This is a genomic window from Coriobacteriia bacterium, assembly GCA_018368455.1.
Taxonomy (GTDB): domain Bacteria; phylum Actinomycetota; class Coriobacteriia; order Coriobacteriales; family UMGS124; genus JAGZEG01.
In genome coordinates this window covers 24,120-48,575 of sequence record JAGZEG010000013.1, presented here as the reverse complement: position 1 = coordinate 48,575, position 24,456 = coordinate 24,120, and the positions used below count along the sequence as shown (strand labels likewise).

Below are 24,456 nucleotides of genomic sequence, written 5' to 3'. Positions count from 1 at the left end.
CTCGCGTTGCGCCTATCCCCTCGGCTCCGCCCCTCGCCGCCCCACCGCGAGCCGCTTGGCAGGAGCGGCGCCCAGAGCCTTGGGCAGCGGGACGACGGCGCCGACCCAGCCCGCGAGCACCATGGGCACGGCCATCGGCAGCGGCATCACGAGTAGCATCGTGGCCACGGCGAGGAGCGGGCGGCGCATGATGGTTCCGAGCAGGGCCGCGGAGGAACAAGCCGCGCAGAACGTAGGATCGGCACCGGTCAGCATCGCCACCGCATATCCTGCCACCACACCCGCAAAGATAAGTGGGAAGAATTGGCCTCCCTCCCAGCCGCACGCAATGCACAGCGGGGCAAGCGCGAGGCGGCACACCACCATCGCGAGCAGCGTCGCCAGGCCGAACTCCTGCCAGCCCTCCACGACACCGAACAAGTCGGTCTCGCCCGAAAACAGCACGCACGGAATCGCCGCGCCCGCACACGACAACACGAGGGCAACCGCGAGGTTCCGCACCAGGACGTGGCGCCCAAAGGCCCTGGCCAGCCGCGCCGAGCCCGCGCTGAAAGCATCGAACAGGATGCCGCACACCACGCCCGCCACCACGCAAGGAAGAGCCCAGAGCAGCAGGTCAACCGACCAGCTAGCTCCTGGGAGCCTCGGGAGCGTCAGTCCTCCGCCCACAAGGTGTCCCAGCAGGAAGAACGTCGCCGTGGCCCCCGCAGCAATGAGCCCGTATGCCACGCGCTTCTGGACTCGACTCGCAAAGGGGGACGGCACCCCAGGCCCACCATCAGCGCGCAGGGCAGCCCGCACCTCGGAGCGCCGGATGGCACGGCCCTCCGCCACGCAGGCCCGACATGTCACGGCGAGTGCCTTCGTCGTGTCGCCCACGCGAGTCGCTGCGGCTGCAATGACGTTCGTCAGGCCCGCCTCGGGGCCCACGGCGGCACCGAACGTCAGGGGGAGCAGGGCCGTCAGCGCATAGTCTCCTGTCTTGCGCCAGTCGTAGCGCCTGCCTTTCTTGACCTGCATGATCGCCTGCATAATGGGGACGATCTTGATGCCGCCACGCCGCTCGTTACGCCGCTCGTTAGCGGCCAGGAGCACGGCGCCGACGATGGTCACCGCCAAAATGAACCAGAAAGGCAGCAGGGGCTCCGTCACCGCCGTTGCGCCCGAAGCCTCCGCCCCGGGAGTCGCGATGCCCAAAAGCTGCGGGACGACGCCCCACACCAGGTGCATCGTCAGCTGCATGACCAGCATGAACAGCCAGGCGACCACCCCGATGGGCACACCCAGCAGCACCGCCAGCACCGCGAACACGGCCGCGTTTGCCAGCCGAGCAGCGCCATGCCGGCCAGCGCTGGATCCGCCTCGGCGCGCATCGTTTCGCCCCGTCTCTCGAGACGCGTCAAGATTTTGCTCGCGTTCGCCCAAAACCCGCTCCCCCGAATCGCCCGCTCCGCAACCCCGACTGCCGAGCCCGCAACCAAGCCCACGCACAGTCGGCCATGCAACCCCCTGATATTTGCTGATATATACCCAGGGTGCGGCATAAACCGCCACCGACTCGAGAGCGCCGCGGCGCGCAAAGGCCCGCGGCACAGGCCTTGCACCGGGAGCTTCCATCTTCGCGCTGACGGAAGAAGAGCTACGGCCGGCGCATTTCGCCCCGTCAAGCCGGGCGTCCCTCACACGCCAAAAAGGGGCGCTGGCAAGGTTTTGAATCCTCGCCAGCGCCCCACTCGCGCTTTTGCTTATCGCAGGAGCCCAGAAGCTTACGCCTGAGCGATGCTCTTGCCGGTGAAGTAGCCAGTCGCAGCGCAGCCAGAGACGGACGCCTGAGCGGGCAGCGTCACGGCGCCGCACGCATACAGGCCCGGGATCTCGGCATCGTTCACGTCGAGCACCAGGTTGTTCGGGCCGCACATCAGGCCGCCCGACGTCTTGTAGCGCATGACGTTGAGCTTGAGCGCGTGATACGGCGGCTCCAGCTTCTCGAGCCACGACGTCTTGCCGAACGCCTTGTCCTCGCCGGCGTCGACATAGCCGTCATACTCGGCAAACGTGCTCACCAGCGCGTCGACCGGCACGTCCATGAGCGTCGCCATCTCCTCGATGGTGTCGGCCGTGCGGTAGACGTCCTCGTGGATCGACACGTTGTTGGCAACGGACGCGGCGATGCTGCGGTTGTCGAACGCGCGCTGGTCGAACATGACCCACCACTCGCGGTAGCCGGCGTCGACGCAGGCCTGGCCGGCGTCGTGGCTCTGGCCCTCCTGGATGAAGCGCTTGCCGTTGGGCAGCACGAGCACGAGCGGCGTCCAGTAGCCCCACGTCGTGGCGTTGGGCAGGTCGCCCATCAGGTTGGCGTAGTGGTTGGCGATGGAGGAATCCATGCCAACGAGCTTGGCGCCGGCCGCTGCGGCGAGCAAGTGTCCCTCGCCCATGCTGCTGCCATTGACAAGCGTGCCGTAGTGCGCCCAGTCAGGCAGATAGGCGTTCATCATCTCGCCGTTGTCGATGAAGCAGCCCGTGGCGATGACCGTCGCGGCCGCCTTGATGTCGACGACGGAGCCGTCCTCGACATTCGTGAAGCGGCAGCCGATGACCGCGCCGTCGGGGGCGTCCTTGATGAGCGACGTCGCCTTGAGGTCGTAGGCGAACTCGCAGCCCATCTCCTCGAGCTTGGCGGAGATGGGGGACATGACGTACTCGTAGCCGCTCGCGATGCCCTTGGCCGGCAGGATGACGGCGCTGCCCAGGCGCGGCAGCTCCTCCTCGGTGCAGGGGTCGGCGAACTCGCAGCCGAAGTTCTCCTCGGCGCAGTCGTACCACTCGGTCGTAGCGTAGTACTTGCCCTTGGCCCACTCAGGCCACCACTCGTACTCGTACATAGCGGACTGCTTCTCGGCAGCGGCGGCCCAGGCGTCGTCGATGGTCGTCGTCAGGCCAGCGGCCAGCTGGCGCTTCGTACCCGAGCCGAACATGAACCAGCACGAGGCGTTCGAGTCGCCGCCGAATGCGCCCTTCTTCTCGGCAAGGATGATCTTCTTGCCAGCCAGCGCGGGCTCCATGGCAGCGGAGAGGCCCGCGACGCCCGTGCCGATGATGAGGACGTCGGCCTCCTTCGTGAAGTTGATGTCGGCCGTGCCCACGATGAAGCCAGCTGCGGCGGGCTCCCCTGCGCGCGCCGTCGAGGCGGTGGCGCCGCACGCGCCGGCGACGAGGCAGGCGACCCCGCCGAACTTAACGAGGTCACGGCGCGTGAGCTCCGTGGCGTGATTCGCAGTGGTCATGATGAGGTTCCCCTTTCGGTCGTTCCCGGTGATCCCCGCCGGCGCGCCCGGCTCTTGTTCTCCGGCGTGCGCGGCGCGGCGGTCCGATCACTCCCGGCCTTCCCCTTGCAGACCCGGGACGTCCACAGCATAGCGGGGCACCATACGCCCCCGCGTCACCGAAAGCATGTGAGGCGCGTCGTTTGCGCAGGTGAAAGGAGGGGTTTTCTCGAAAGAACGGCGACGAGAGCTTGTCCGGCGATGCCGCATCCGCCCCGAATAGGCGGTCCCCTCTGTTGTAGAGGCTTCGTTTCGTGGCCAAGACTCGGACTTGTGAACTGATCGCCCTGCACGGGACGCCGCGGCCAGCAGCGTTCTCCCAGGTACCTCATCCGAGCCCAGGGTCCAGCGCCCTCGAGCCCCCGGTGGCGCAGTACACGAGCCCGGTTTCTGGCCGTAGATGGCACCCAAACCGGCAAAGAGCCGGTCGGGAACCACGCCCGAGCGAGGAGAGGGCGACGTGCCCGTCGCCGCGCGCCCCATCGACCAAGCCCACGGCCCACTACAGGCGGGGCAAGGACGCGGGAAAAGCACAGCTTGCCAGGCGGGCAGGCCCGACTCAAACCGGGCCTGCCCGCCTGTGGTATATACAGGTGATGTCTGCCAAGGTCAGCGCCATGCGGAGGAGGTGCAAGCCATCGTGATATATGAGCTGCTCAACAAAGACGTCCCCGTACTCGCATTCGCCTACGACGAGGCCACCCACCACGTCGTCGACGTTGCCCGCGTACTCGAGCCCTCATTCGCGCCCCCCTCCATCGTTGGCCTCGACGGCACGATCTCGACCGCCGATGTTTCTTGGTGGTGGCAGCATCGCTCGATCCCCGCATCGCGCAACCAGATCGATCGTCTCAAACGCTCCCTGGGCATCGAGGATGCCTCCGAGCTGCTCGAGCGTAACTTTGCGCTGTCGCTGTCTGACCGCTATTGGGTACGCCCCGAGGGTTCAAACCTCACGTGGACGAACGTCAACTTCTTCGACAACGACTTTAGCGACGAGCTGGGGCGCCTCACGCTCGAACCGTCCCTGAGCCCCACCGTAGCCCAACTCGACGATGACGACCTGATGAGCCCTAACAGCTCCGTCATGGGCGACGTCCCCAAAAAGTGGATCATCGGCAAAGGCGGCATACGGTGGCTCGTCAAAGCCGGTACGCACCTCTTTGACCAGGACGTCTTCAACGAAATTGTCGCCAGCGCACTGTACCGTCGGCTTTTGGCGCCCATAGACTATGTTGCGTACCGGCTTCTTGAGCACGACGGCGCTGCATACTGCACCTGCCCCAACATGCTGGGCCCCGACGAGGAGCTCGTGACGGCAGCCGATCTGCTTCGTCGCCATCGCCACGAGGAGCGCTACGGCACGTACGGCAGCGTACTCAAGGCGCTCGGGACGACCGGACTGGATGAGGCCCTCCTAAAACGCGGCCTATCGCAGGTGTTCTCGTGCGACTTCTTGCTCGCAAACGCCGATCGCCACACCGGTAATTTCGGCGTGATTCGCGACTGCGTGACGTTGCGCTATAAGAGATTTGCACCTACGTGGGATGCCGGTTTTTCGCTGTGGTGTGACCGACGCCGTCTTGAGCATCCCTTCGATTACGCCTACAGTCCCCGACCCTTCACAGGCCACCCGGCGGAGAGCCCCGAACAGCAGCTCCGGCTCTTCGACGACTACACGTGGCTGCCCGCCTCATTTCCCGCCGAGCTCTCAGCGTGGCGAGACGAGGCCCTGGAGATCCTCGCGAGCAATCCCCTCATGCCGACAGGCCGCATCGAGGCCATCGCCAGCGGCATTGACCTCAACGTCCGCGAATTCGAGCGCCACGTCGAACGCATGGCACAGCTGTTCCCAAGGCAGGAGGACGGAGAAAGATAGTCGGAGCGTCCGGATAGGTCAAGCCACCCTATCTAGATGCCCATCTCCGCCCGAATGGAGGCGCTTCGTGGACAAGGATCGGGCCCGTGAATAGGTCGGTCACTCCGCCATAGCGACGCTCATGCGCAGCGGACAGCGTACCTGCGGTTACACCGATACGTCTCACGACGTCCGCATGTCTGGCCCCACAGCAGGACGAGGGAGCCATTCACGAGCTCGGTTCTTGTCCAGAAAACGCTCCGTCGTGTGCAACGGCTCGAAGAGCCGGGCCACGCAGCGGCGGCAACCCGGGCGAGCGCCCGGCCTTCGGTCGCATCTCCGCGCGAAACTACCCCGGCATCGCGTAGGCGTCGGCTCCGCGCCCCTCCGCCCGTCGCACGCGGGCTCACTCGCCCGTCCTTGAGAGGAAGCCTCGAGCTTTACCAGGGATCCCACCGGTGGCCCCATCGGGAAGCTCCCAACCTGACACGCAAGGAAGCGGCCGCCAGCCTGCACTCGATGCGGCGCGGCGCCACATGGAAAAGCCGTCCCTCGCGCGGTGCCGCGCTGGTAAATTTGCATGCTCGGCCGGCCTGCGCCCGCGCCGGCCAGGCGGCTCCGGTACAATCCCATGCCATCGGAAAGTCGGCTTTCACGTCGGCCCAGGAGCAATCGGTGAGGGAGGCACGTACGTCATGGCACGCGTGATCATGCCGCTATGCGCGGAGCGTCACTACATGGGATCGACTTCCAACGGACGTTTCTCGACCGACCGCTCGGCGCGCCCCGACTACGACCGTCGCCCCAGCGCCCAGACGCGCGCTCGCTGGGCGGCCAACCACGACGCCAACCTGACGCGCTACCTGCGCGACCAGCACATCGTCGGCCTCGTCCTCGCCTGCCAAGACGCCCGCGACAACCTCTCCGCCGGCCAAGCCCGCCTTGCCGAGCTGGATGCCGCCCTCGACGAGGCACGCGCCTCTGGCGACGCCGCTCGCGAGGCCAAGCTCGCCGAGGCGCAGGCCTGGCTGCAAGATCACCTCGACGACGCCCTCCAGACCCGTCGACGCGCCTCGCAGCAGCTTCGCCTCATCGGCATCTCCCCCAAGCAGGAAGCTCTCATCCGCGCGGAGATTGCCACCAGGAGCGCCACCTACACGGCGCGTCTCTCCGCTTAGGCGGCTCCGGCTACCACAGCCGCCCGATGCCGGCGGCCGTCAGCTCCTTGAGGCCCAGGAAGCTGCGCATGTCCAGCGCGATCTCCTCGGGCAGCGCCACGCCCGGCAGGCGGATGAGCACGTCGCCCATCTCGCCTGGCACGACCTTGCACCCGCGCCGCCGCAGATCATCAGCCAGCCTATCGCCAACGAACTTCACCACGAGTTCGGGCACGCCCGCTCAGGAGCAGCCCGAGTGCATCTCGATGGCGATGGTCGAGTGCCCCTTGCGGCGCATATACGCCTTGAGCTTGTCGGAGTACGTCACGTGCATAGTGGAAATCGCCTCCCTCTCGCGCCACGGCCCAGCGCAGCGACCGAAAAGTTGCCCCACTATAGCAAGGTAGGCTCGCTATGCAATTCCCAGCGACTCGCTCTTCAAAACAACGCCGTCAGCGCCAGAAATCAGGCCGCCCGTCCCTACCCGCGCCGCAGGTCGCGTGGGGGCTCGGAAGCAACCCAGCGGTCGAGCCAGACCTGGCCCGACGCGTTCATCTGGTCCTGGTCCTCCGTCGCGTACTTCACGCGGAAGTTGCGCCGCACGCGCGCCCCGGAGTTGCCCTGCGACGAATGCGCCGCGAGCTTGGCGTCCATCTCCTCGATTTGGGCCTCCATCGTCGCGACGTCCGCCCGGCAGTACCGGTCGCGCATGACCACACCGGTCTGCATGTGCGGCGTCTGGGCCCGCAGCTTTGCCTTGGGGCCGATGACCAGCAGCGAGAGCGGCACCGTGTGCGGGGGCAGCCCGAAGACCTCCGCCATCTCCTCGGCGTGGTCGAGCACGTTGCCGATGTAGCACGACCCCATTCCCAGCGCCTCAGCCGCGATGACGGCGTTCTCGGCGGCGCACATGGCGTCCTGAACCGCCAGCATGAACTCGCCGTAGCCCGGGGCGCGGCGCTCCGGGGCACCTTCCTCGTCCCACAGCCCCATGTAGTCGAACAGGTCGAGAATCCGCTCGTAGTCGCAGACGAACACGAGCATCAGGCTCGCGTCCATCATGAAGCGCTGGTCGTAGCACAGCTTCGTCACGCGCTCGCGCTGCGCGGGGTCCACGACGTCGATGATGGAGTACAGTGTCATGTTGCCGGCCGTCGGGGCGCGCAGGGCCGCATGCAGCACGGCGGCGCGTTGCTCGTCGGTCGCCTGGCCGGCGAAGGCGCGCGTCGAGGAGCGCCCGTCGATGGCCTCGAAGACGGGACCTGCCACCGGGGAGGCGCCGTCGCTGGAGAACTCAAGCTCGCTCATGGGTCACAAATCCTTCCGTGTCATCATCGTGCCTCGGGTCGTCGCCCCGACGCCTCAAAAGGAGCCCGTGCCCAACCTGGCGCCCAACCACCCGCCGGAAGCCTTCCGCGATACCTCGGCGCCCAAAATCGTGCAGGCACCGCCGCACGCCGGTCGCCAGGCGCTACGCGTCGAGCCACACCTTCGTAAGCTTCGACGTGTCGTCCGGCGCGATGTACAGGTCGTGCGCCCGCCCCGACGCCACGTAGCTCAAGCAGTAATACGCGATCGGCACGACGGGCATGTCAGCAGCGATCAAGGCGTTTGCCTGCGCATACGCGTCGACGCGCTCGGCGTCGTCCACGACCTGGCGCGCCGCGTCGATCTGGGCGTCGACGTCCTCGTTGTGGTACTGCGAGTAGTTGCTCTCAGACGTCGAGTAAAACACCGGGTAGTAGTATGCGTCGAGCGTCGGGTAGCTGCCGCCCCACGTCATGCGGCCCGCCTGGATGGAGCCCGAGCCCATCTGGTCGAGGTAGGCCGCCCACTCCATGCCGTCCAGCTGGGCCTCGATGCCCACGGCCTGCAGGTCGGACTGAATCATCTGCATGACGTCCTCATGCCCGCTACCCGCGTTGAACGACAGCTTCAGTGAGATGCCGCGCTTGCCGTCGTCCCCCGCCGGGTGGCCGGCCTCGTCGAGCAGCTCGGCGGCCTTGTCGGGGTCGTAGGCGCACTCGTCCCACGCGCACTTCTCCTGCCCGTGGACGACCGGCGGCACGAAGCCCTGGGCCGGCCGGCGCGTCCCCATCCACACGGTGTCGCAGATGGACTGCCGGTTGATGGCGCACGAAATAGCGCGGCGCACGCGAGCGTCGGACAGGGTCTCATCCTCGCAGTTGAGGACGAGGTAGTACGTGGCGACCGTCTCGCCCAGGATGCACTGCTCGCCCGGGTTGGCCGTGTAGCCGTCCGGCGCCTCGCCGACCGACGAGATCAGCTGGTTGTACTGCCCCGACGGGATGTTCGTGATGTCAATGGTGCCGCCCTGATACTCCATGTAGGCGGCGGTGACGTCTTTGAAGATGACGAAGTTGACGCCGTCGATCAGCGGCGCGTCTCCCCAGTAGCCGTCGAAGCGCTTGAGGTTGATGTACTGGCTGTCAACCCACTCGCCGTCCATCTGGAACGGCCCGTTGCCGATGGGCGCCTTGAAGAACGCGTCGAAGTCATCCATGGCAACCGCGGGCACCGGCGAGAGGCACTGCATGGAGGCGACGTAGGGGAAGTCCGCGAAGGGCTGCGCCAAGTTGACGACAAGCGTCAGGTCGTCGGGGCACTCCAGGTCGAGCTCGCCGTCGCCCTTGACCGCGTCCTCGTAGCCGGCGACCATCGAGATGTTGTAGGAGACCGTCGAGGGGCTGTCCGGGTTGGTGTTCGGGCTGCAGAGGCGGTTCCAGGCACGCACGAAGTCCCGGGCGACCACGGGGTCCCCGTTGTGGAACGTCATGCCGGGGCGCAGGTGGAACGTGAAACTCGTGGCGTCCTCGTTGCCCTCCCAGCTCTCGGCGGCGAGGCCCTTGAGCTCGCCGGCCTCGTAGTCGTACATCGTCAGCGCGTCGAACAGCAGGTTCGTGACCGCCGTGCCCTGGTTCTCGCTCACGTTGAACGGGTCGATGGCGACAGGGTTCGTGATCTCGCGATACAGAATGCCGCCCTTCACCGGCGCAGGCTCGGCGGCGCCGGCAACCGAGGGAACGGCAACGCCCGGCATCTGCGGGAGGCCGGCCAGCAGGGCACCCGCGACAGCCGCGCCGCCTAGGAACTGGCGCCTGCCCAGACCGCAGGGGGCGGATGCCCCGCCCGCAGGCGAAATCCCCTGAGGAGTGGTCGAGAAGGAGCGTCCCACCTGCCGTGATGCCATCACATACCCCCATCTCACAAAAGCCCACCTGGGCGAGAAGGCCCCCGCGCGCGGCGCGACCGGGCCGGTATAGTTTAGCGTATGCATATACCCCTCGAACGGGCCCGACACAAGGGAAGATTCATCGGAGCGAAACAAGGGCGGGAGGCGCGGGGCGGCGCATAGTAAAATCCCGCTGGCACAGAGAAGCGAAACCGGGGATTGGGGGCGAGCAGGCGGATGTCGCAAGCAGGGGACACCCAGAAGAGCGCGGCGTCGCCAGAGGCCCCCGCAGGCAAAGGCGCGCACCCGCCGGCAACCCTTCGTCGCATCATCGACGTCGCGCGCGACAACGCCTCGCTCGTGGCCGGCCTGGCGGCGTTTCTCTCCGTAGCGGACTTTTTGTTCTGGGGAGGCGCCGTCACAACGCCGAACCGTGCGTTTTCCACCGAGCAGATCTACGCCTTCTTTACGATCCCCTGTTTTTTGGTGCTGGGAGTCTCCCTCCTGGCGGCGGCCATCGCCCTTTCGGCGCGTCCTTGCGACCCCCTCGCCTGCCGCGTCTCGCACGTCGCGCCCGCAGCCGAGGCGATTGGCCTGGCGGGCGGCCTGTGCGCGCTCGCAGCGCTACTGTCGGCGACCGCCGCTCATCCCCTGCTGCTCGCCTGCGCCTCTGCGGCGCTCGGGCTCGGCCTCGCCGCCGGCTTTATCGCCTGGGGACGGGCGCTGAGTCGCCTCGAGATAGGCTCCCTCGTCACGACCGTGGGGTGCGCCTGCGTGTTGTTCCCTCTCGCCTCGCTCGTCACGACGTTCGCCCCCGCGCTCGTCGCCTACGCCATCACCGGCATGCTTGTGTGCTGCTCTGTCTCGACCGCGCTCCACGCGCAAGGCGGCAGGTCCACCACGTGCCCGCAGGCAGGCCTACCGGCGGCCGGCGACACCCCCTCGACAGGCAGCCCAGCTCCCACGCGCTCCCCAATCGAGGGAGCATCCGACCGCGCGGACGACCCGGCTGCGGGCAGCACGGCCACCGAGAGCGCCCCGGCGCCCGCAGGCGCAAGCCCCGTCCGCGCGCTGTGGGCCTCCTACGGCGTTACGGCGCTCAGCTTCGGCTCGCTCGGCTTCGTCGCCGGGCTCTCGCGCATGGTCTCCCTCGACAGCGGCGCCAACGGCACGGCCGTCATGCTCGGCTCCCCGACGTTCACGCTCATCGCCGGCGCCGTCATGCTCGCCCTGTGGCACCGCTTCGGCCGCCTCGTCTCCCCCGGCGGCCTGTTCCAGGCCATGTTCCCCTTTGCCGTTTCAGGCTTCGCGCTGTTCACCATCACGGGACTGGGCTTCAGCACGGCCTTTGCCTGCCTCGCGAACTTCTTCTTCGAGTTCATGCTCGTCGTCATCACCGTCCACAGCATCGGCGCGCAGACTCCCGCGGATAGCGCAGGGCAGGCGCTCCCCCGATACAGCCTGGCGCTCGGCCTCGCCTTCGTCCTCGCCTGCCTGGGCACGATCGTCAGCATGCTCACGCGCGACCTCTGGCAGGACCGCGACCTGGGCTTCGTGCTCAGCATCGTCGTCTGCATCTACGTCCTCTCCATGGCGCTCGTGCTCCAGGTCCGCAACCGGCAAGGCGGCGAGCGCCATTCGGCGCCCGGCAGCGCCAACGCATCGGAAGATCCCCGGAGGCCCGACGGGCCCGCGGCCAGCATCGAGAGCGCCATCGGGACGTGGGTCGCGCAGGCGTCCCCCGCCTACGACCTCACGCCTCGGGAGGCCGAGATCCTCGCGCTCATCCTGCAGGGCGCCGACACGCCCGCCATGGCCGCGCGCCTCGGCGTCTCCGACAACACGGTGCGCACGCACAAGAAGCGGCTCTACCGCAAGCTCGACGTGCACTCCAAGCAGGACTTGCTCGCGCTCATGCGAAGCGAAGGCGATGGCGGCGCCGGGGCCTCGGCCTAGACGAGATGCACTGGCATGCGCCCCCGCTCGCAGGGGCAGATCTCGCGGTTGTGCGAGGTTTTGCAAAACCGGAGGCTGGAAATGGGCGCGAATTGCGGCTCTGCCAGGTTTGCGCCGCCGATTCGGGGGGCAAAACCCAAGGAGATCACCACTCGCAAGCCCTTTACCTGCGGTTTCTCTAGGCAGCGTCGCCCCGCACGCCCGCAGCGGCCCCCGCAAACCCAGCACAACCGAAATTCGGGGCCGTTCTGGGGCCGCCGTTTTGCAAAACCTCGCACAACCGCGCATCGCGCCCCGCCCGGCGCCGCGATCCCGCGAGCTCACGGCCCCACGAGCCCCGCAGCCCCGCTCGCAGGCGCAAGTAACCCGCCAGTGCGCAAACCACCAGCTCAGCCTGTCAACTGCCCCCTCGCGTGTGACAGGCCCACCCGGCATTCACCCTCGCGCGGGCAGTGACGGGGACGCCCCTCTCAGCAGATACTGGTACCAGCACAGGCACGTATGCCACACCCCAGAGGAGAGGGAGCACCATGGAGAAGGAGATCACCCGCCGCTCGTTCGTCGGCGCCGCCGGCGCGATGGGTACGGCCGCCGTCGCAAGCACGCTGCTCAGCGCCGCCACCGCCGGCGCGACCGAGGCTGGCTCGAAGGCCGCCGACGCGCCCGCCGGCACCGCGGCCCCCGCGGACGACCTGCTCTACACGGCGTCTATCAACCCGCAGGACACGACGTATCGCACGGCCGACGGCGAGCTCACGACGCTGTTCAGCCCGCTGACGATCGGCTCGATGACCATCAACAACCGCATGGTCAAGTCGGCCGCCGGCTCGGCCACCTACCTCGCCGGACTCACCGACGAGCTCTTCCAGTACTACGTCAACTTCGCCAAGGGCGGCGTCGAGCTCATCTGGGTCGAGGGCGAGGCTCCCATCACGCCCGACCCCGAGACAGGCGAGCTCTCAGCCGAGGCGCTCGAGTTCGGCCAGCGCCTCGTGGCCGCCTGCGCCGAGTACGGCGCGCACCTCGGCTACCAGTGGGCCCCGTTCGGCACCAGCGTGGCCGACGACGCCATGACCGTCGACCAAATCCACGCCATCCAGGCGTCGGGCGTCGCCATCGCCAAGGGCCTCAAGGAGATGGGCTTCGAGGCCATCGAGATGAACGCCGCCGGCTTCAACCAGGGCGAGCAGTTCCTCAGCCGCTTCTACAACACGCGTACCGACGAGTACGGCTTCGCGACGATCGAGAACCGCGCGCGCTTCGTCACCGAGTGGATCGAGCAGGTCAAGGCCGAGGTCGGCGAGGACTTCAACGTCCAGATCCTCATCAACTGCATCGAGGACCAGGACAACCTCGACAACAACGCCACGCTCATGAACCTCGACAACACGCTCACCGCCGGCCGCAACAAGGCGACGACCGTCGAAGAGGGCATCGCGCTGTGCAAGTACTTCGAGGCCGCCGGCGCCGACTCGCTCCACCTGCGCCTCGGCCCGCTCGGCAACCACCCGTGCCAGTTCGGCAGCGACCTGTACTTCATCCTGAACGGCGTCGAGGGCGCCACGGGTTACGGCACGCAGTACGACTTCTCCAAGCACTGGCAGGGCAAGCTCGACGGCTCCCACTCCGGCGCTGGCATGCTGCTCGACGTCGTGAAGCAGTACAAGGAGGCGCTCTCCATCCCCTGCGGCACCGTCACGTACATGGACCCGGCCCACGCGCCCGACTTCTTTGAGGCGGCGCTCGCCGAGGGCAAGGTCGACTTCCTGCTGATGACGCGCCCGCTGACCGTCGACCCCGACTACGTGAACAAGCTGCGCGAGGGCCGCATCGACGAGATCGCGCCCTGCACGCGCTGTCTGCACTGCCACATCGGCTCCAACGAGATGAACCGCCAGATGGGCTACTGCCGCGTCAACGCGCTCACCCAGCGCGTCATGACGGAGACGGGCCCGGCGACCTACGAGCTCGAACCCGCCGCGACCCCCAAGAAGGTCATGGTCGTCGGCGGCGGCCCCGCCGGTATGGAGGCGGCGCGCATCGCGGCGGCCCGCGGCCACGACGTCACGCTCTACGAGAAGAACGGCATGCTCGGCGGCCTGCTCGACTTCGCCGCTGCCGTGAAGGGCCCGCACGAGAACCTGGCCGACCTCAAGGCGTACCTCGAGCGCCAGTGCGAGCTCGCCGGCGTGAACGTCGTGCTCAACACCGAGGTCACCGCCGAGCTCGTCGCCTCCGAGGCCCCCGACACGCTCATTCTGGCCTGCGGCGGCGCGCGCGTCGACCTGGCTCTGCCGGGGACGGGCCCCAAGGTCGTCGCCATCGAGGACTTCATGTTCGACGGCGAGCTGGGCGACAACGTCGTCGTGTACGGTTCCAACGCGCAGGCGTTCGACACGGCGCTGTGGCTGACCGTGCACAAGAAGCACATCACGATGGTCACGCCGAGCCCGGTCGCGGACCTGGACATGCAGCAGTCCATGCACGCGCACCGCTTCATGACGACGGCGCTGTACGCGCTGGGCATGCAGGTCTACACGAGCGCCGAGATCAAGGCGTGCAGCGAGAGCACCATCACCGTGGCCTCGGCCGACGCCGGCGTCGAGTACGTGATCGCCTGCGACAGCATCGTGAACGCGGCCGACATGAAGCGCAACGCGGGCCTGCTCGACGAGGTTGACGTGCCCGAGGCGTACACCATCGGCGACTGCTTCGAGCCCTTCAACATCGCGATGGCCATCCGCAGCGGCAACGACGCGGGTCGCGGGGTGTAAGCGGGCGGCACGCACCCGGCAACCCCGGTCGAGGCCCGAGCTTCGGAACCACGCACGGCCCCCGACGAGACGCCTTCGCGCGCCGCGTCGGGGGCCGCTTTTCGCAAGGAGGCGCTACCCCAGGATCGCCTCGAGGTCAGCCTCGGGAGTCGTCGTCGGACGGATGTCGAACTCCCGCACGAGGACGTCAAGCACGGCGGGCGACACGAACGCCGGCAGCGTCGGGCCGAGGTAGATGCCCTTGACGCCCAGGTTGAGCAGCGTCAGCAGGATGGACACGGCCTTCTGCTCGTACCAGGAGAGCACGAGCGTCAGCGGCAGGTCGTTGACGCCGCAGTCAAAGGCGTCGGCCAAGGCCAGCGCAACGACGACCGCGCCGTACGCGTCGTTGCACTGCCCCATGTCAAGCAGGCGAGGCAGGCCGCCAATCGTCCCGAGGTCGAGGTCGTTGAAGCGGTACTTGCCGCAGCCCAGCGTCAAGATGAGCGAGTCGGCCGGCGCCTTCTTGACGAACTCCGTGTAGTAGCTGCGGTCCTTCTGCGCGCCGTCGCAGCCGCCCACGAGGAAGATGTGCTTGACGGCGCCCTCCTTCACGGCCGCGATCACCTGCTCGGCCACGCCCAGCACCGCGTCGTGCCCGAAGCCCGTCGTGACGCTCGTGCCGCCGTTCAGTCCCGCCTGCGCGTGGAACTCCGGGTAGCCTCCCAGCTCGACCGCCCTGTCGAGCAGCGCGGAGAAGTCCTTGCGGCCCGCGGCGTCGGCGTCGATGTGGGGCGCGCCCTCAAAGCCCACGGGCCCCGTCGTGAACACGCGATCGGCATAGGTGGCCTTGGGCGGCATGAGGCAGTTCGTCGTGAACAGAACGGGCGCGGGGATGTCGGCAAACTCCTTCTGCTGGTACTGCCATGCGCTGCCGAACTGGCCTTTGAGCGAGGCATGCTTGGCGAGCTCGGGATAGGCATGGGCGGGAAGCATCTCTCCGTGCGTGTAGACGCTGACGCCCCGGGCGTCGGCCTGCTCGAGCAGCTGCGCCAAGTCGTGCAGGTCGTGGCCGGTCACGACGACGAACGGGCCCGCCTCGATGCCGAGATCGACCGTCGCGGGCGCCGGCACGCCGAACGCCGCGACGTTGGAGGCGTCGAGCAGCTTGAGGGCGTTGCCGTTGGCCGCGCCGCACTCCAGCACGATCGGCAGCAGCTCCGGCACGCCCAGGCTCTCGTCTGCCAGCGCCGCAAGCCCCTTGAGCAGGTACGCGCTAACGTCCGCGTCGCGGTGGCCCAGGATGCGCGCGTGATAGGCGTAGGCCGCGATGCTGCGCATGCCGAACAGGATGAGCGACTTGAGCGAGCGCACGTCCTCCTGGGCGCCCCACAGGCGCGCGAGGTCGTAGTCGGCCGCGCGGCCTTCCTGCACGCCCCGGGCCGCGGCGGCGGCATCGGCGGCCTCGTGCACCCGGGCGATCAGCGCCGCGAGAGCCGCGTCGTCGAAGTTGACGTTCGTCAGCGTGGCGAACAGCGCGTCGCACACGAGGTCGGCAACGGGCTCCGTGGGGACGCCGCCAACCGTCTGCGCAAGGCCGATAAGCGCGCCCGTGAGCTCGTCCTGCAGCGCGGCCGTCGCTGCGGTCTTCCCGCAGACGCCCGCCTTTGACGTGCAGCCCGCGTTGCCCTTCGTCTGCTGGCACTGGAAGCAGAACATCTGGCTGGCGAGCTCCTCTTTGAGGCTCACCGCTTCGGTGGTGGTCATCGTGAGTTCCTCTCTCTTCTCTCTGAAGTCTCGTCGCTCTGGGCGCAGGGCCCCAGGCATCCCCGCAGCGTCACGACGTCGCGCTGAGGTCTCGGCGTACTGGGCGCGAGACCTCCGCCCCTCGGTCAAAACACGCGGCCCTGCGAGGTTTTGCAAAATGGGGCCGCGATTTGGGGCGCGTTTTGCGGTCGTGCACGATTTGCGGGGCGCGATTTCGCGTTGCTACTAGCTGGCGCTAGCGTTTCCGCAGGTGGCGGGCCTGTGGTACCCCCTGCATGCCCGCGCAAACCTCGCACAGCCGCAAAGCGCGCCCATTTTTGGAAAGCAGTTTTGCAAAACCTCGCAGAACCGCGGATTTGGGCCACCCGGAGGTGACGTCGTGGGCCCCGAGGATGGCGCGGGTAACGCCGGAGCACCCGGAGCGGAGCGACCGGAGTACCCAAGGCCATGCCCCCGCCCCGCCGCAGCCCCGAGTACCCCCGCGCGGAACGATCACGGTTCCAGCACGCGTCCATCGCACGAGATCGTGACGGACGCGAAGGGAACGTCCCTCCCGCCTGCCTCGATGGCACGGCAGACCGCCCGCTCCAGCCCGCCGCAGCACGGCACCTCCATGCGCACGAGCGTCACGCTGCGCACGTCGTTGGCCCGCAGGATGGCGCCGAGCTTCTCCGCGTAGTCCACGGCGTCGAGCTTGGGGCACCCGATGAGCGTGACGCGTCCCGCCATGAAGTCGCGGTGCAGGCTCGCGTAGGCGAACGCCGTGCAGTCGGCGGCGACGAGCAAGTCGGCGCCCTGAAAGTACGGCGCGCTGACGGGAGCGAGCCTGATCTGGCACGGCCACTGCGCCAGCTGCGAAGGACAGGCTGCCTGGGCGGCTGGGGAGCGCGGATCGAGCTGCCCGGGCGCGCCGGAACCGCCGAGCGAAGATGCCGGAGCGGCTTGCATGCAAGGGCTGCCGGTCGCAGCATCGCACTCCCACGCATCGGGGGCACCCGCCAACCCGAGCGGATCGCCGCCCGCAGCCGGAGACGTCACCCAGCCAAGCGGGGACGACGCGAAATCGCGCGGGTCCACCACAGAGGGACGCGCCCCGCCCGAGGGCGAGCCACCGCCCCGCGAGGCGGCGCCCACCTGGCGCAAAACGCGCGGCCTCGCTCCCGGGCATCCCGCGCGCGCGGATATCGTGGAAGCGCCGGCCTGCCCCTCGGCCGCGAGCCCCGCCAGATGCGCCGCAACGGCTGCCTCGTCATATTCGGCCGCCTCGCGCTCCTCGAACGAGATGGCGCCCGCCGGGCATGCGGGCAGACAGTCCCCAAGGCCATCGCAGTAATCGTCGCGGATGAGCCGAGCCTTGCCACCCACCATCGCGATGGCGCCTTCGTGACAGGCCCGCGCGCAGGCTCCGCAGCCATTGCATAGCGCCTCATCTATATGAACGATCGTCCGCATCATCTCTGGCGTGTCCCTTCCAACTCCGACTCCTCCCAGCACTCTACTGAGTCTCTTCGCTCATTTCTGTTGTTATTACAACTATCGGAGAAAAAGTTGCCGCACTCACAAATGCCGCTAGGATGGCATCGAAACATGCGCCTACCACCCAGGGCCACACAGCCTGAGCGCTTCGAGAGGAACGCCATGGATGCCCAACCATCCGGCACGCTTCACGCCACAAATCCCGATACGCCCGAAGTTCCAACGCCATGCAGCCGGGCGCGTGGCGAAGCCGAAACCAGCGCGAAGTCGCAAACGGCATCCGTGCGCCCCGCCTCGAGCCCCGACCTCCCCTGCGAGGCGCTGGCAAGAACACCGTTGTTTCTGGGCATCTCGGCCCAGGAAGTCTCCTCGATGCTCACGTGCCTCGACGCGCGGCGACGCGTCCTCGCAGCGGGAGAGTACGCGCTTCGCGAGGGAGACGATGCACGCAGCATCGGGCTCGTCATCGCAGGCAGCGTCGTTGTGGAGCGGACGGACGCATGGGGAGCTCGCAGCATTTTGGGGCGCGCAGCGTTCGGCGAGACGTTCGGCGAGGCATACGCCTGCGTTCCGGGCGCCACGATGGGCGTCGACGTGCGCGCCGCCGAGGACAGCACCATCCTGCTGCTCGACGTCGGGCGCGCGCTGACGTCGTGCCCGTCGGCCTGTCCGTTTCACGCGCGACTTATACGCAATCTGCTCGGAACCATCGCCGCCAAAAACCTGCAGCTTAGCAACAAGATCCGTGACATTACGCCCCGGACGATCCGGGCACGGGTGCTCAGCTTCCTCTCCACACAGGCGCAGGGAGCCGGAGCGCGCACATTCGGCGTCCCGTTCAATCGCCAGCAGCTCGCCGACTACCTCTGCGTCGACCGCAGCGCCCTGAGCCACGAGCTCGCCAAGATGCGCGCCGAGGGCCTCATCGACTTCGACCGCGCGACATTCGAGCTGCGATAGGCGCGCCGAGAACCGCCGGGAGCCGTGGATGCCCGCAGCCGGGGTGCGAACGTCTTGCGAGAGGGCGCAGCCTGCGGGCAGATCCCACACGCGCGAGATGCCCCGTCGCCAAGCAAGCCATCCCTGGCCAGAAAGCCAGGGCGTGCACAATACCCTCACCTAGATAGGAAATCGCTCGAGATGGAAGCAGGGACGCCACCTGCGGTTTTCTGATCGCATGCAAGCAGGATCGCCCGACGGGCCCCGCAGCCCAGCAGCGCGCCCATACACGATCCGCATTCCTGTCCGCGAAACGCCTCTTCTCCTGCAGCGCTCCAAAAAAGCGCGGCCCGAAGCAGCTGCCGCCCTGCGGAACGCCCCCTCGCTCCGCCCCGGATCGCACGCCGCCAGATCCCGCAGGACTCGCCCGCTCCCCGAGGGCGCTCGTCTCGACCGGGACAGGACGCGGCCCTCACGTCCATCCCCCAAAGCCCGAGCGTCGCCCAGCGAGCGCCCAAACCTCACGCCAGCCATCCTCGGAAGAAGCCCGCGCGTCGCCCGAGCCCCTCGGGCAGCCGCGCGGTCCCCAAAAAAGGGAGGGGCCCCGGCGGGAGACCGGAGCCCTGGGAGAGGGAGGCGAGTTGTGGACGGCATCGGCTCCTCGCGCCCGAAGTAAGACGGCGCGATCCCCTTGGGAGGGGGCCACGGCGGGAAACCGTGGCCCCTGGGAGAGGGAGGCGATGTCAGTGGCGGCGCGCATCGGCGACCGAAGGGCGCGCCAGCTCCCGTGCTTCCCTTGGGAGGGAACCCCGGTTGCCCGGGGTCCCAGGAGAGGGAGGCAAGGGAGGTGGGAGCCCGGCCCGGAAAGACCGGGCCCCCAAGGAGAGGGAGGCAAATCACAGCGTGCAAAGCGTCTGGCCGCGTCGTTCTCTCGATCATTTCCGCAGCTCGTTCGCTGTGCTCAGGAGTTCTTATTGGCTAACTCCTGATTGCTGGCACGTACAATACGCTGCGCCGCCTGCCCTGTCAACATCATCAAACTCAAAAGTTAGCCGTGGTTTCCTACTCATGATTCCTACACATATCTACCAAAAAGGTAGGGTGTAGCGCCAGAAAGGGGCGCGGGCAAAAAGGCCGCGACCCCGCCTCCCCGGCACGGTCGCGGCCCTAGTCTCACACCAGTCCTGGGTCCCACGCAGCGCAACGCGTCGCGCTACTTCTCCGCCTTCGCGGAGTCGCCAGCGGCAGATGCGGCGCCACCCTCTGCGGGAGCGCTCGCCTTACCGCTCTCGGCAGCGTCGCCCTTGGCAGAAGAGTCAGCCTTACCGGACTCGGCAGCAGCGCTCGCAGCGGGGGCCTTCTCGGAGGCGGCAGCCTCCGGCGCGGCGGCACCGTCCTCGGCGGGATCCTGGGCGTGCAGGATGCGCTCCACGTCGTCGTCAGTCAGGTCGTAGCGCAGGTACGTCTTGTAGAAGTCCTTGACCTTCTGCTCGATCTGCAGGTCAGGGAACAGGTCGGGATGCAGCTGAGCAGCGGCCCACTGGATCTGCAGCAGCTCCTCGACGCCGTAGCGATCCCAGCCGAACACGCCCTTCGGGTTCACGTAGACGGCACCGTTCTGGACGGCGGCAATCGAGGCCCAGTTCGGGTCGTTCAGGATCTGGTCGACCTCGTCAGCCTTGCCCGTGATGATGACGTCAGGGTTCCACGAGATGATCTGCTCCAGGGAGAACTGCGCCTGGGCGTTGCCCGTCGTGGACTCGGGGTTGGCGTTCACGCCGCCGGCGACGGAGATCCAGTCGTCGATGATCGTGCCCGTGCCGTCGAGCGTCATCGTGTACACCGAGTTGCCGTGCAGCACCTTCGGGCGATCAGCCTCGGCGATCGGGTCGGTGACCGCCTTGATGTCGGCGAGCGTCTGCTCGAGCTCGGCGTTGTACTTCTCGGCGATGGCCGGCGCCTCGCCGCCGAACACCTGGGCCGTCAGCGTGATGGACTGCTCCATCTCCTCGAACGTCTTGAACATGCAGTTCACGAGCGGCATGTCAACGCTGGCCAGCTTCTCGCGCAGGTCGTCGGTCGAGTCGAACACGACCTGCGGGGCAAGCTGCACGAGGTCCTCGTAGTTGAAGTCCTTGCCGAACGTGACGACGGCGTTGTTCATGTTCGGGCAGACCTTGTACATCCACTTGTACGCCTTGGGGTCGCAGTGCGTCGCGACGATGCCCTCGGCGTTCGTCAGCATGATGGAGACCTCGTTGTGGGCGTACCAGCCATCGGCGTACGTCTTGGGCTCGACCGGCACCGTGACCTCGGTGCCGCCCATGTCCGTCACGACCTGCGTGCCTTCGGCGGCCTCAGCGGCGCGAGCCTGGGCCCCGTCGCCCATGCCCAGCGTCGCGCCGGCCAGGGCAGCAACGCCCGCGGCGCCGGCCAGACCCAGAAAACCCCTGCGCGTCAGACGCATCTCATCGTTCATCAGAATCGTCCTTCTTCCCTCTTGGCGTATCCATGGCCTCAAAGCTCGGTATTCCCGCAGCTCAGAGGCCACGCCGTGAGTCCTTGCGGACGCGCGGTTTCCTTCGCAAGCCCCTTCGGACTCGCCTAGCGCGTATCCTAGGTTTACGCAAGGAAAGAGGCTCGACCATTCACCCATCAGTACCAAATAACAACGAAGGACTCACCATTTCTCCCAAAATCGTGCACGAGAGAGTCCAGTGAGCCCTCGCTCAGCCAAACAAGAGAGAGTCTTGTCTGCCTCTCGGCGATGGCGGAGCGCCACCGTCGCCTTGGGCGTGCGGCGCGTGGCCACGAGGCCCTCGGCGTTCTTGAGCATTAGAGCAGCGGCACGCACGTCTTGATGGGCATGCCGTCGTCGCCGGTCGCCTGCGTGATGCGCACGCGGATGCCGTAGGCGGCGCGCAGGTTCTCCTCCGTCACGACGTCGTCGACCGGGCCGTCGATAAGCGTGCGGTCGCGCTTGATGAGCACGGCGCGCGAGCAGCACAAAAAGGCGTGGTCGGGGTTGTGCGACGTCATGATGACGCCGCGCCCCTGCTCGGCCGCCAGCCGGCGCACGCACGACAGCACGCGCACCTGGTTGCCGAAGTCCAGCGCCGCCGTCGGCTCGTCCATGACGAGCATCTTGGGGTCCTGCACCAGGGCGCGCGCGACGAGCGTCATCTGCTGCTCGCCGCCGGAGATCTCCGTGAACGTCATGTCGCGCAGGTAGCTCACGCCCAGCTCGTCGAGCGTGGCCTCGGCCTTGGCGTAGTCCTCCTTCGAAGGCGTCGCCAGAGGGCCGAGGCGCGAGGCGCAGCCCGCCAGCACGACATCGAGCACCGAGAAGGGAAACGGGGGCTCGTGCAGCTGCGGGACGTAGGCCACGAGCTGGGCGAACTGCTTGCGCGTGAACTCGGAGCGCGGCTTGCCGTCGATGGTGATGCGCCCCTTGACCGGCGCGAGGAAGCCGAGCATCGTCTTGAACATCGTCGTCTTGCCCACGCCGTTGGGGCCGAGCAGGCACACGACCTCGCCGCTCTTGAACGTCAGGTCGACGTCGTGCAGGATGGCCTGGCCCTTGTAGCCGCAGTCGACGTGCTCCGCCGCGAGGATCATATCTGCTCACCTCCCCCCTTGCGCGTCTTGAGCAAGATGAAGAAGAAGAACGGCGCGCCGATGATCGACGTCAGAATGCCCAGCGGGATCTCGGACGCCATGAGCGTGCGACACGCCGTGTCCACGATCACAAGGAAGCCGGCGCCGAACACGAGCGACAGCGGCAGCACGACGCGGTTGTCCGGCCCCGTGATGAAGCGCACCATGTGCGGGATGATGAGGCCGACCCACCCGACGACGCCCGCGATGGCGACGACGGCGGCCGTGAGCAGCGTCGAGCACAGGATGAGGATCGCGCGCAGCAGCGGCACGTTCACGCCGAGCGACACGGCCTCGGCGTCGCCGAACGCCAGTGTGTTGAGGCGCCAGCGCAGCAGGAGCAGGGGCACGGCGCCCAGGACGTACGGGATGAGGAATATCTTGAGGTCGGCCCACGTGACCTTGGCGATGGAGCCCATGAGCCAGTACGTGATCTCGGGCAGCTTCGAGTCGGGGTCGGCCGTGTACTTGATGATGGAGACGAACGACTGGAACAGCGTGCCGACGATGAGGCCGCACAGCACGAGCAGCAGCGTCATGTTCGTGCCGTGGCCGATGCTCTTGCTCGAGAAGTACGTGAGCATGACGGCGACGAAGCCCAGCACGAAGGCGCTCGTCTCGACGATGCCTCCCCCGCCGTTCGTGAGCAGCAGCGCCAGGGCTGCGCCGAAGCTCGCGCCCGCCGAGGCGCCCAGGATGTCGGGCGAGACCATCGGGTTCTTGAAGAGGCCCTGGTACGTGGCGCCCGCGATGGCGAGCGCCGAGCCGACGAGCATGGCGGCGCAGATGCGCGGCAGGCGCACGTTGATGACGATGGTGACGTTGCCCTGCGAGAAGTCGCCCTGCATGCCGAAGAACTGCTGGCCCAGGATGCCGAGCACCTCCGCCGGCGGGATCATCGCGCGGCCCAGGCCGAGGCTGACGACGAACAGGGCAAACAGCACGGCGACGCTGATGACCGTCGCGAGCACCGTCGAGGAGCGACGCGCCTCGTAAGCGCCGTGGCGGGGAACCACTTTGCCGGCGACGAGGCCCGGGGTGTCATCCGACGGCGCGCCTGCCGCAACGTCCTTCTGCTCTTCGCCCGCCATAGGCGCCGCCCTCTCCTCTGCTGAATCGCACAAGACAGAGTGGCCCTACATCGGCAGGAGTGCCGAAAACCACTCGCGGTCTTGCATTGTAAACATGGCATGAAGAATAGGGAGCGCCTCGGGATATCGCTATGACCCCTCACCCAAAATCACAGCGGCGCCACAACAGGCGGGGCGCCCGAAAGGGGGCAGCGCGGTGAGAAAGCGCCGCCCAGCGCCGCAAGCAGCCCCCTACTGCTCGCCTCTCGGCCTTGCCGGCGTCCCGGCGTGACGCGCCTCCATCCGGCGGATGATCGTCCCGTACGCGGCGGCGATGACGTGCTGGAACAGCGTGCCCATCATGACGGGGAACATCGCGGCGTCCGGGAAGTACATCTGCGCGATGACGGCGCCCGACGAGATGTTGCGCGCGCCCGTCGTGATGCCGCACGTCAGGCTGTCACCCACGCCGGCGTGCAGCAGGCGCGCCACGACGTAGCCGAGTACGTAGCCGCTCGCCCCGAACACGGCCATCATGGCGGCCACCATGACAAGCGTCGGGTTGAGGTGGTGCATGGCGTCGCTGATGTGCGTCGAGTTCACGATGAGCACCAGAATGAGGAAGATTTTCGCGAGCGGCGCGATCCACGGCGCCACCTTGGCGTTTGCCTTGCCGTGCGACAGGTCGTTGCACGCGATGCCCAGCACGGCGGGGATGGCCACCATCTCGAGTAGGTCGACCATCATGCCCCACACGTCCACGTGCACGCTCGTCCCCATGAGTAGCTGCATCGTCAGCGGCATCGTGAACGGCGCCAGCACGGTCGATATGATGACGACGCCCAGCGACAGCGACTTGTTGCCCGTGAATATCTCCGTCCACATGAGGCCGTTGACGCCCATGGGCACGCAGTACTCGAGCACGATGCCCAGCAGGATGTCGTGCTGGCCCGGCAGCAGAAGGCCGCCGATGAAGAACGCGATGAGCGGCATGGCGACGAGCTCGACCACGAGCGCGGCGACGAGAAGCTTGGGCCGGCGCACGACGTCGAGCATCTGGCGCGCCGTCGCCCCCATGGCGCTCTGGAACGTCATGAACGCGAACAGCCACTCCACGGCGGGCGACATCCACTCGAACTGCCGGGGGAACAGCACGCCAACGAGGACGCACAGAGGCGCCACGACCATCATGTGGCCACCGATAAACCTGTTGAACGCGAACCAGGGGTTCGGCCTCACGCCACGCACCGCCTCTCAGACGTCCCACCAGCCCCGAAGGCCGCATCGCCCCTCCGGGGGGAGGG

16 protein-coding genes are annotated in these 24,456 nt (G+C 67.5%); 5 read left to right on the top strand and 11 right to left on the bottom strand.

Features of this window, described 5'->3' with window-relative positions; genetic code table 11:
* Positions 1-12: 12 nt before the first annotated feature.
* Positions 13-1,311: a chloride channel protein gene (locus tag KHZ24_09195; protein ID MBS5451365.1), complete on the bottom strand. Its 1,299-nt coding sequence runs from the start codon at positions 1,309-1,311 to the stop codon at positions 13-15.
* Positions 1,312-1,766: 455 nt separating this feature from the next.
* On the bottom strand, positions 1,767-3,287 hold the full coding sequence (locus tag KHZ24_09190; protein ID MBS5451364.1) for an FAD-dependent oxidoreductase: 1,521 nt from the start codon (positions 3,285-3,287) through the stop codon (positions 1,767-1,769).
* A 679-nt stretch (positions 3,288-3,966) separates the two neighbouring features.
* Here KHZ24_09190 and KHZ24_09185 point away from each other — a divergent pair.
* Positions 3,967-5,205, top strand: a complete 1,239-nt coding sequence (locus tag KHZ24_09185) for a hypothetical protein (protein MBS5451363.1) — start codon at positions 3,967-3,969, stop codon at positions 5,203-5,205.
* A 674-nt stretch (positions 5,206-5,879) separates the two neighbouring features.
* Positions 5,880-6,362, top strand: a complete 483-nt coding sequence (locus tag KHZ24_09180; protein ID MBS5451362.1) for a hypothetical protein — start codon at positions 5,880-5,882, stop codon at positions 6,360-6,362.
* Between the two features lie 10 nt (positions 6,363-6,372).
* Here KHZ24_09180 and KHZ24_09175 read toward each other — a convergent pair whose 3' ends face one another.
* From KHZ24_09175 to KHZ24_09165, 3 genes are all read right to left on the bottom strand, one after another.
* On the bottom strand, positions 6,373-6,576 hold the full coding sequence (locus KHZ24_09175) for a hypothetical protein (protein ID MBS5451361.1): 204 nt from the start codon (positions 6,574-6,576) through the stop codon (positions 6,373-6,375).
* Positions 6,577-6,821: 245 nt separating this feature from the next.
* A complete protein-coding gene (locus KHZ24_09170) occupies positions 6,822-7,649 on the bottom strand; it encodes a nitroreductase family protein (protein ID MBS5451360.1) in 828 nt (275 codons plus the stop codon).
* Positions 7,650-7,812: 163 nt separating this feature from the next.
* Positions 7,813-9,552, bottom strand: a complete 1,740-nt coding sequence (locus tag KHZ24_09165; GenBank protein MBS5451359.1) for an ABC transporter substrate-binding protein — start codon at positions 9,550-9,552, stop codon at positions 7,813-7,815.
* 219 nt (positions 9,553-9,771) lie between these two features.
* Between KHZ24_09165 and KHZ24_09160 the strand changes: the two genes are divergently transcribed.
* Both KHZ24_09160 and KHZ24_09155 read left to right on the top strand, forming a co-directional pair.
* Complete coding sequence (locus KHZ24_09160; protein MBS5451358.1) at positions 9,772-11,490, top strand: hypothetical protein; 1,719 nt, start codon at positions 9,772-9,774, stop codon at positions 11,488-11,490.
* 530 nt (positions 11,491-12,020) lie between these two features.
* Positions 12,021-14,264, top strand: a complete 2,244-nt coding sequence (locus KHZ24_09155; protein ID MBS5451357.1) for an FAD-dependent oxidoreductase — start codon at positions 12,021-12,023, stop codon at positions 14,262-14,264.
* Positions 14,265-14,378: 114 nt separating this feature from the next.
* On the opposite strand, the gene hcp is transcribed toward KHZ24_09155, so the two are convergent.
* Positions 14,379-15,962 (bottom strand): hydroxylamine reductase, encoded by a 1,584-nt coding sequence (gene hcp, locus KHZ24_09150; protein MBS5451356.1) that lies wholly within the window; start codon positions 15,960-15,962, stop codon positions 14,379-14,381.
* A gap of 540 nt (positions 15,963-16,502) precedes the next feature.
* Positions 16,503-17,465 (bottom strand): 4Fe-4S binding protein, encoded by a 963-nt coding sequence (locus KHZ24_09145; GenBank protein MBS5451355.1) that lies wholly within the window; start codon positions 17,463-17,465, stop codon positions 16,503-16,505.
* Between the two features lie 393 nt (positions 17,466-17,858).
* On the opposite strand from KHZ24_09145, the gene KHZ24_09140 reads away from it, so the two are divergent.
* Complete coding sequence (locus KHZ24_09140) at positions 17,859-18,446, top strand: Crp/Fnr family transcriptional regulator (protein ID MBS5451354.1); 588 nt, start codon at positions 17,859-17,861, stop codon at positions 18,444-18,446.
* Positions 18,447-19,638: 1,192 nt separating this feature from the next.
* On the opposite strand, the gene KHZ24_09135 is transcribed toward KHZ24_09140, so the two are convergent.
* The 4 genes from KHZ24_09135 to KHZ24_09120 form a co-directional block, all read right to left on the bottom strand.
* Positions 19,639-20,904 (bottom strand): ABC transporter substrate-binding protein, encoded by a 1,266-nt coding sequence (locus KHZ24_09135; protein ID MBS5451353.1) that lies wholly within the window; start codon positions 20,902-20,904, stop codon positions 19,639-19,641.
* 356 nt (positions 20,905-21,260) lie between these two features.
* Complete coding sequence (locus KHZ24_09130; GenBank protein MBS5451352.1) at positions 21,261-22,043, bottom strand: ABC transporter ATP-binding protein; 783 nt, start codon at positions 22,041-22,043, stop codon at positions 21,261-21,263.
* Positions 22,040-23,173 carry an iron ABC transporter permease gene (locus KHZ24_09125; GenBank protein ID MBS5451351.1) on the bottom strand — a complete coding sequence of 378 codons (1,134 nt, stop codon included), beginning with the start codon at positions 23,171-23,173 and terminating at the stop codon, positions 22,040-22,042. The genes KHZ24_09130 and KHZ24_09125 overlap by 4 nt, the downstream gene beginning before the upstream one ends.
* A 231-nt stretch (positions 23,174-23,404) precedes the next feature.
* Positions 23,405-24,391, bottom strand: a complete 987-nt coding sequence (locus tag KHZ24_09120; protein MBS5451350.1) for a bile acid:sodium symporter family protein — start codon at positions 24,389-24,391, stop codon at positions 23,405-23,407.
* Between the last annotated feature and the right edge of the window lie 65 nt (positions 24,392-24,456).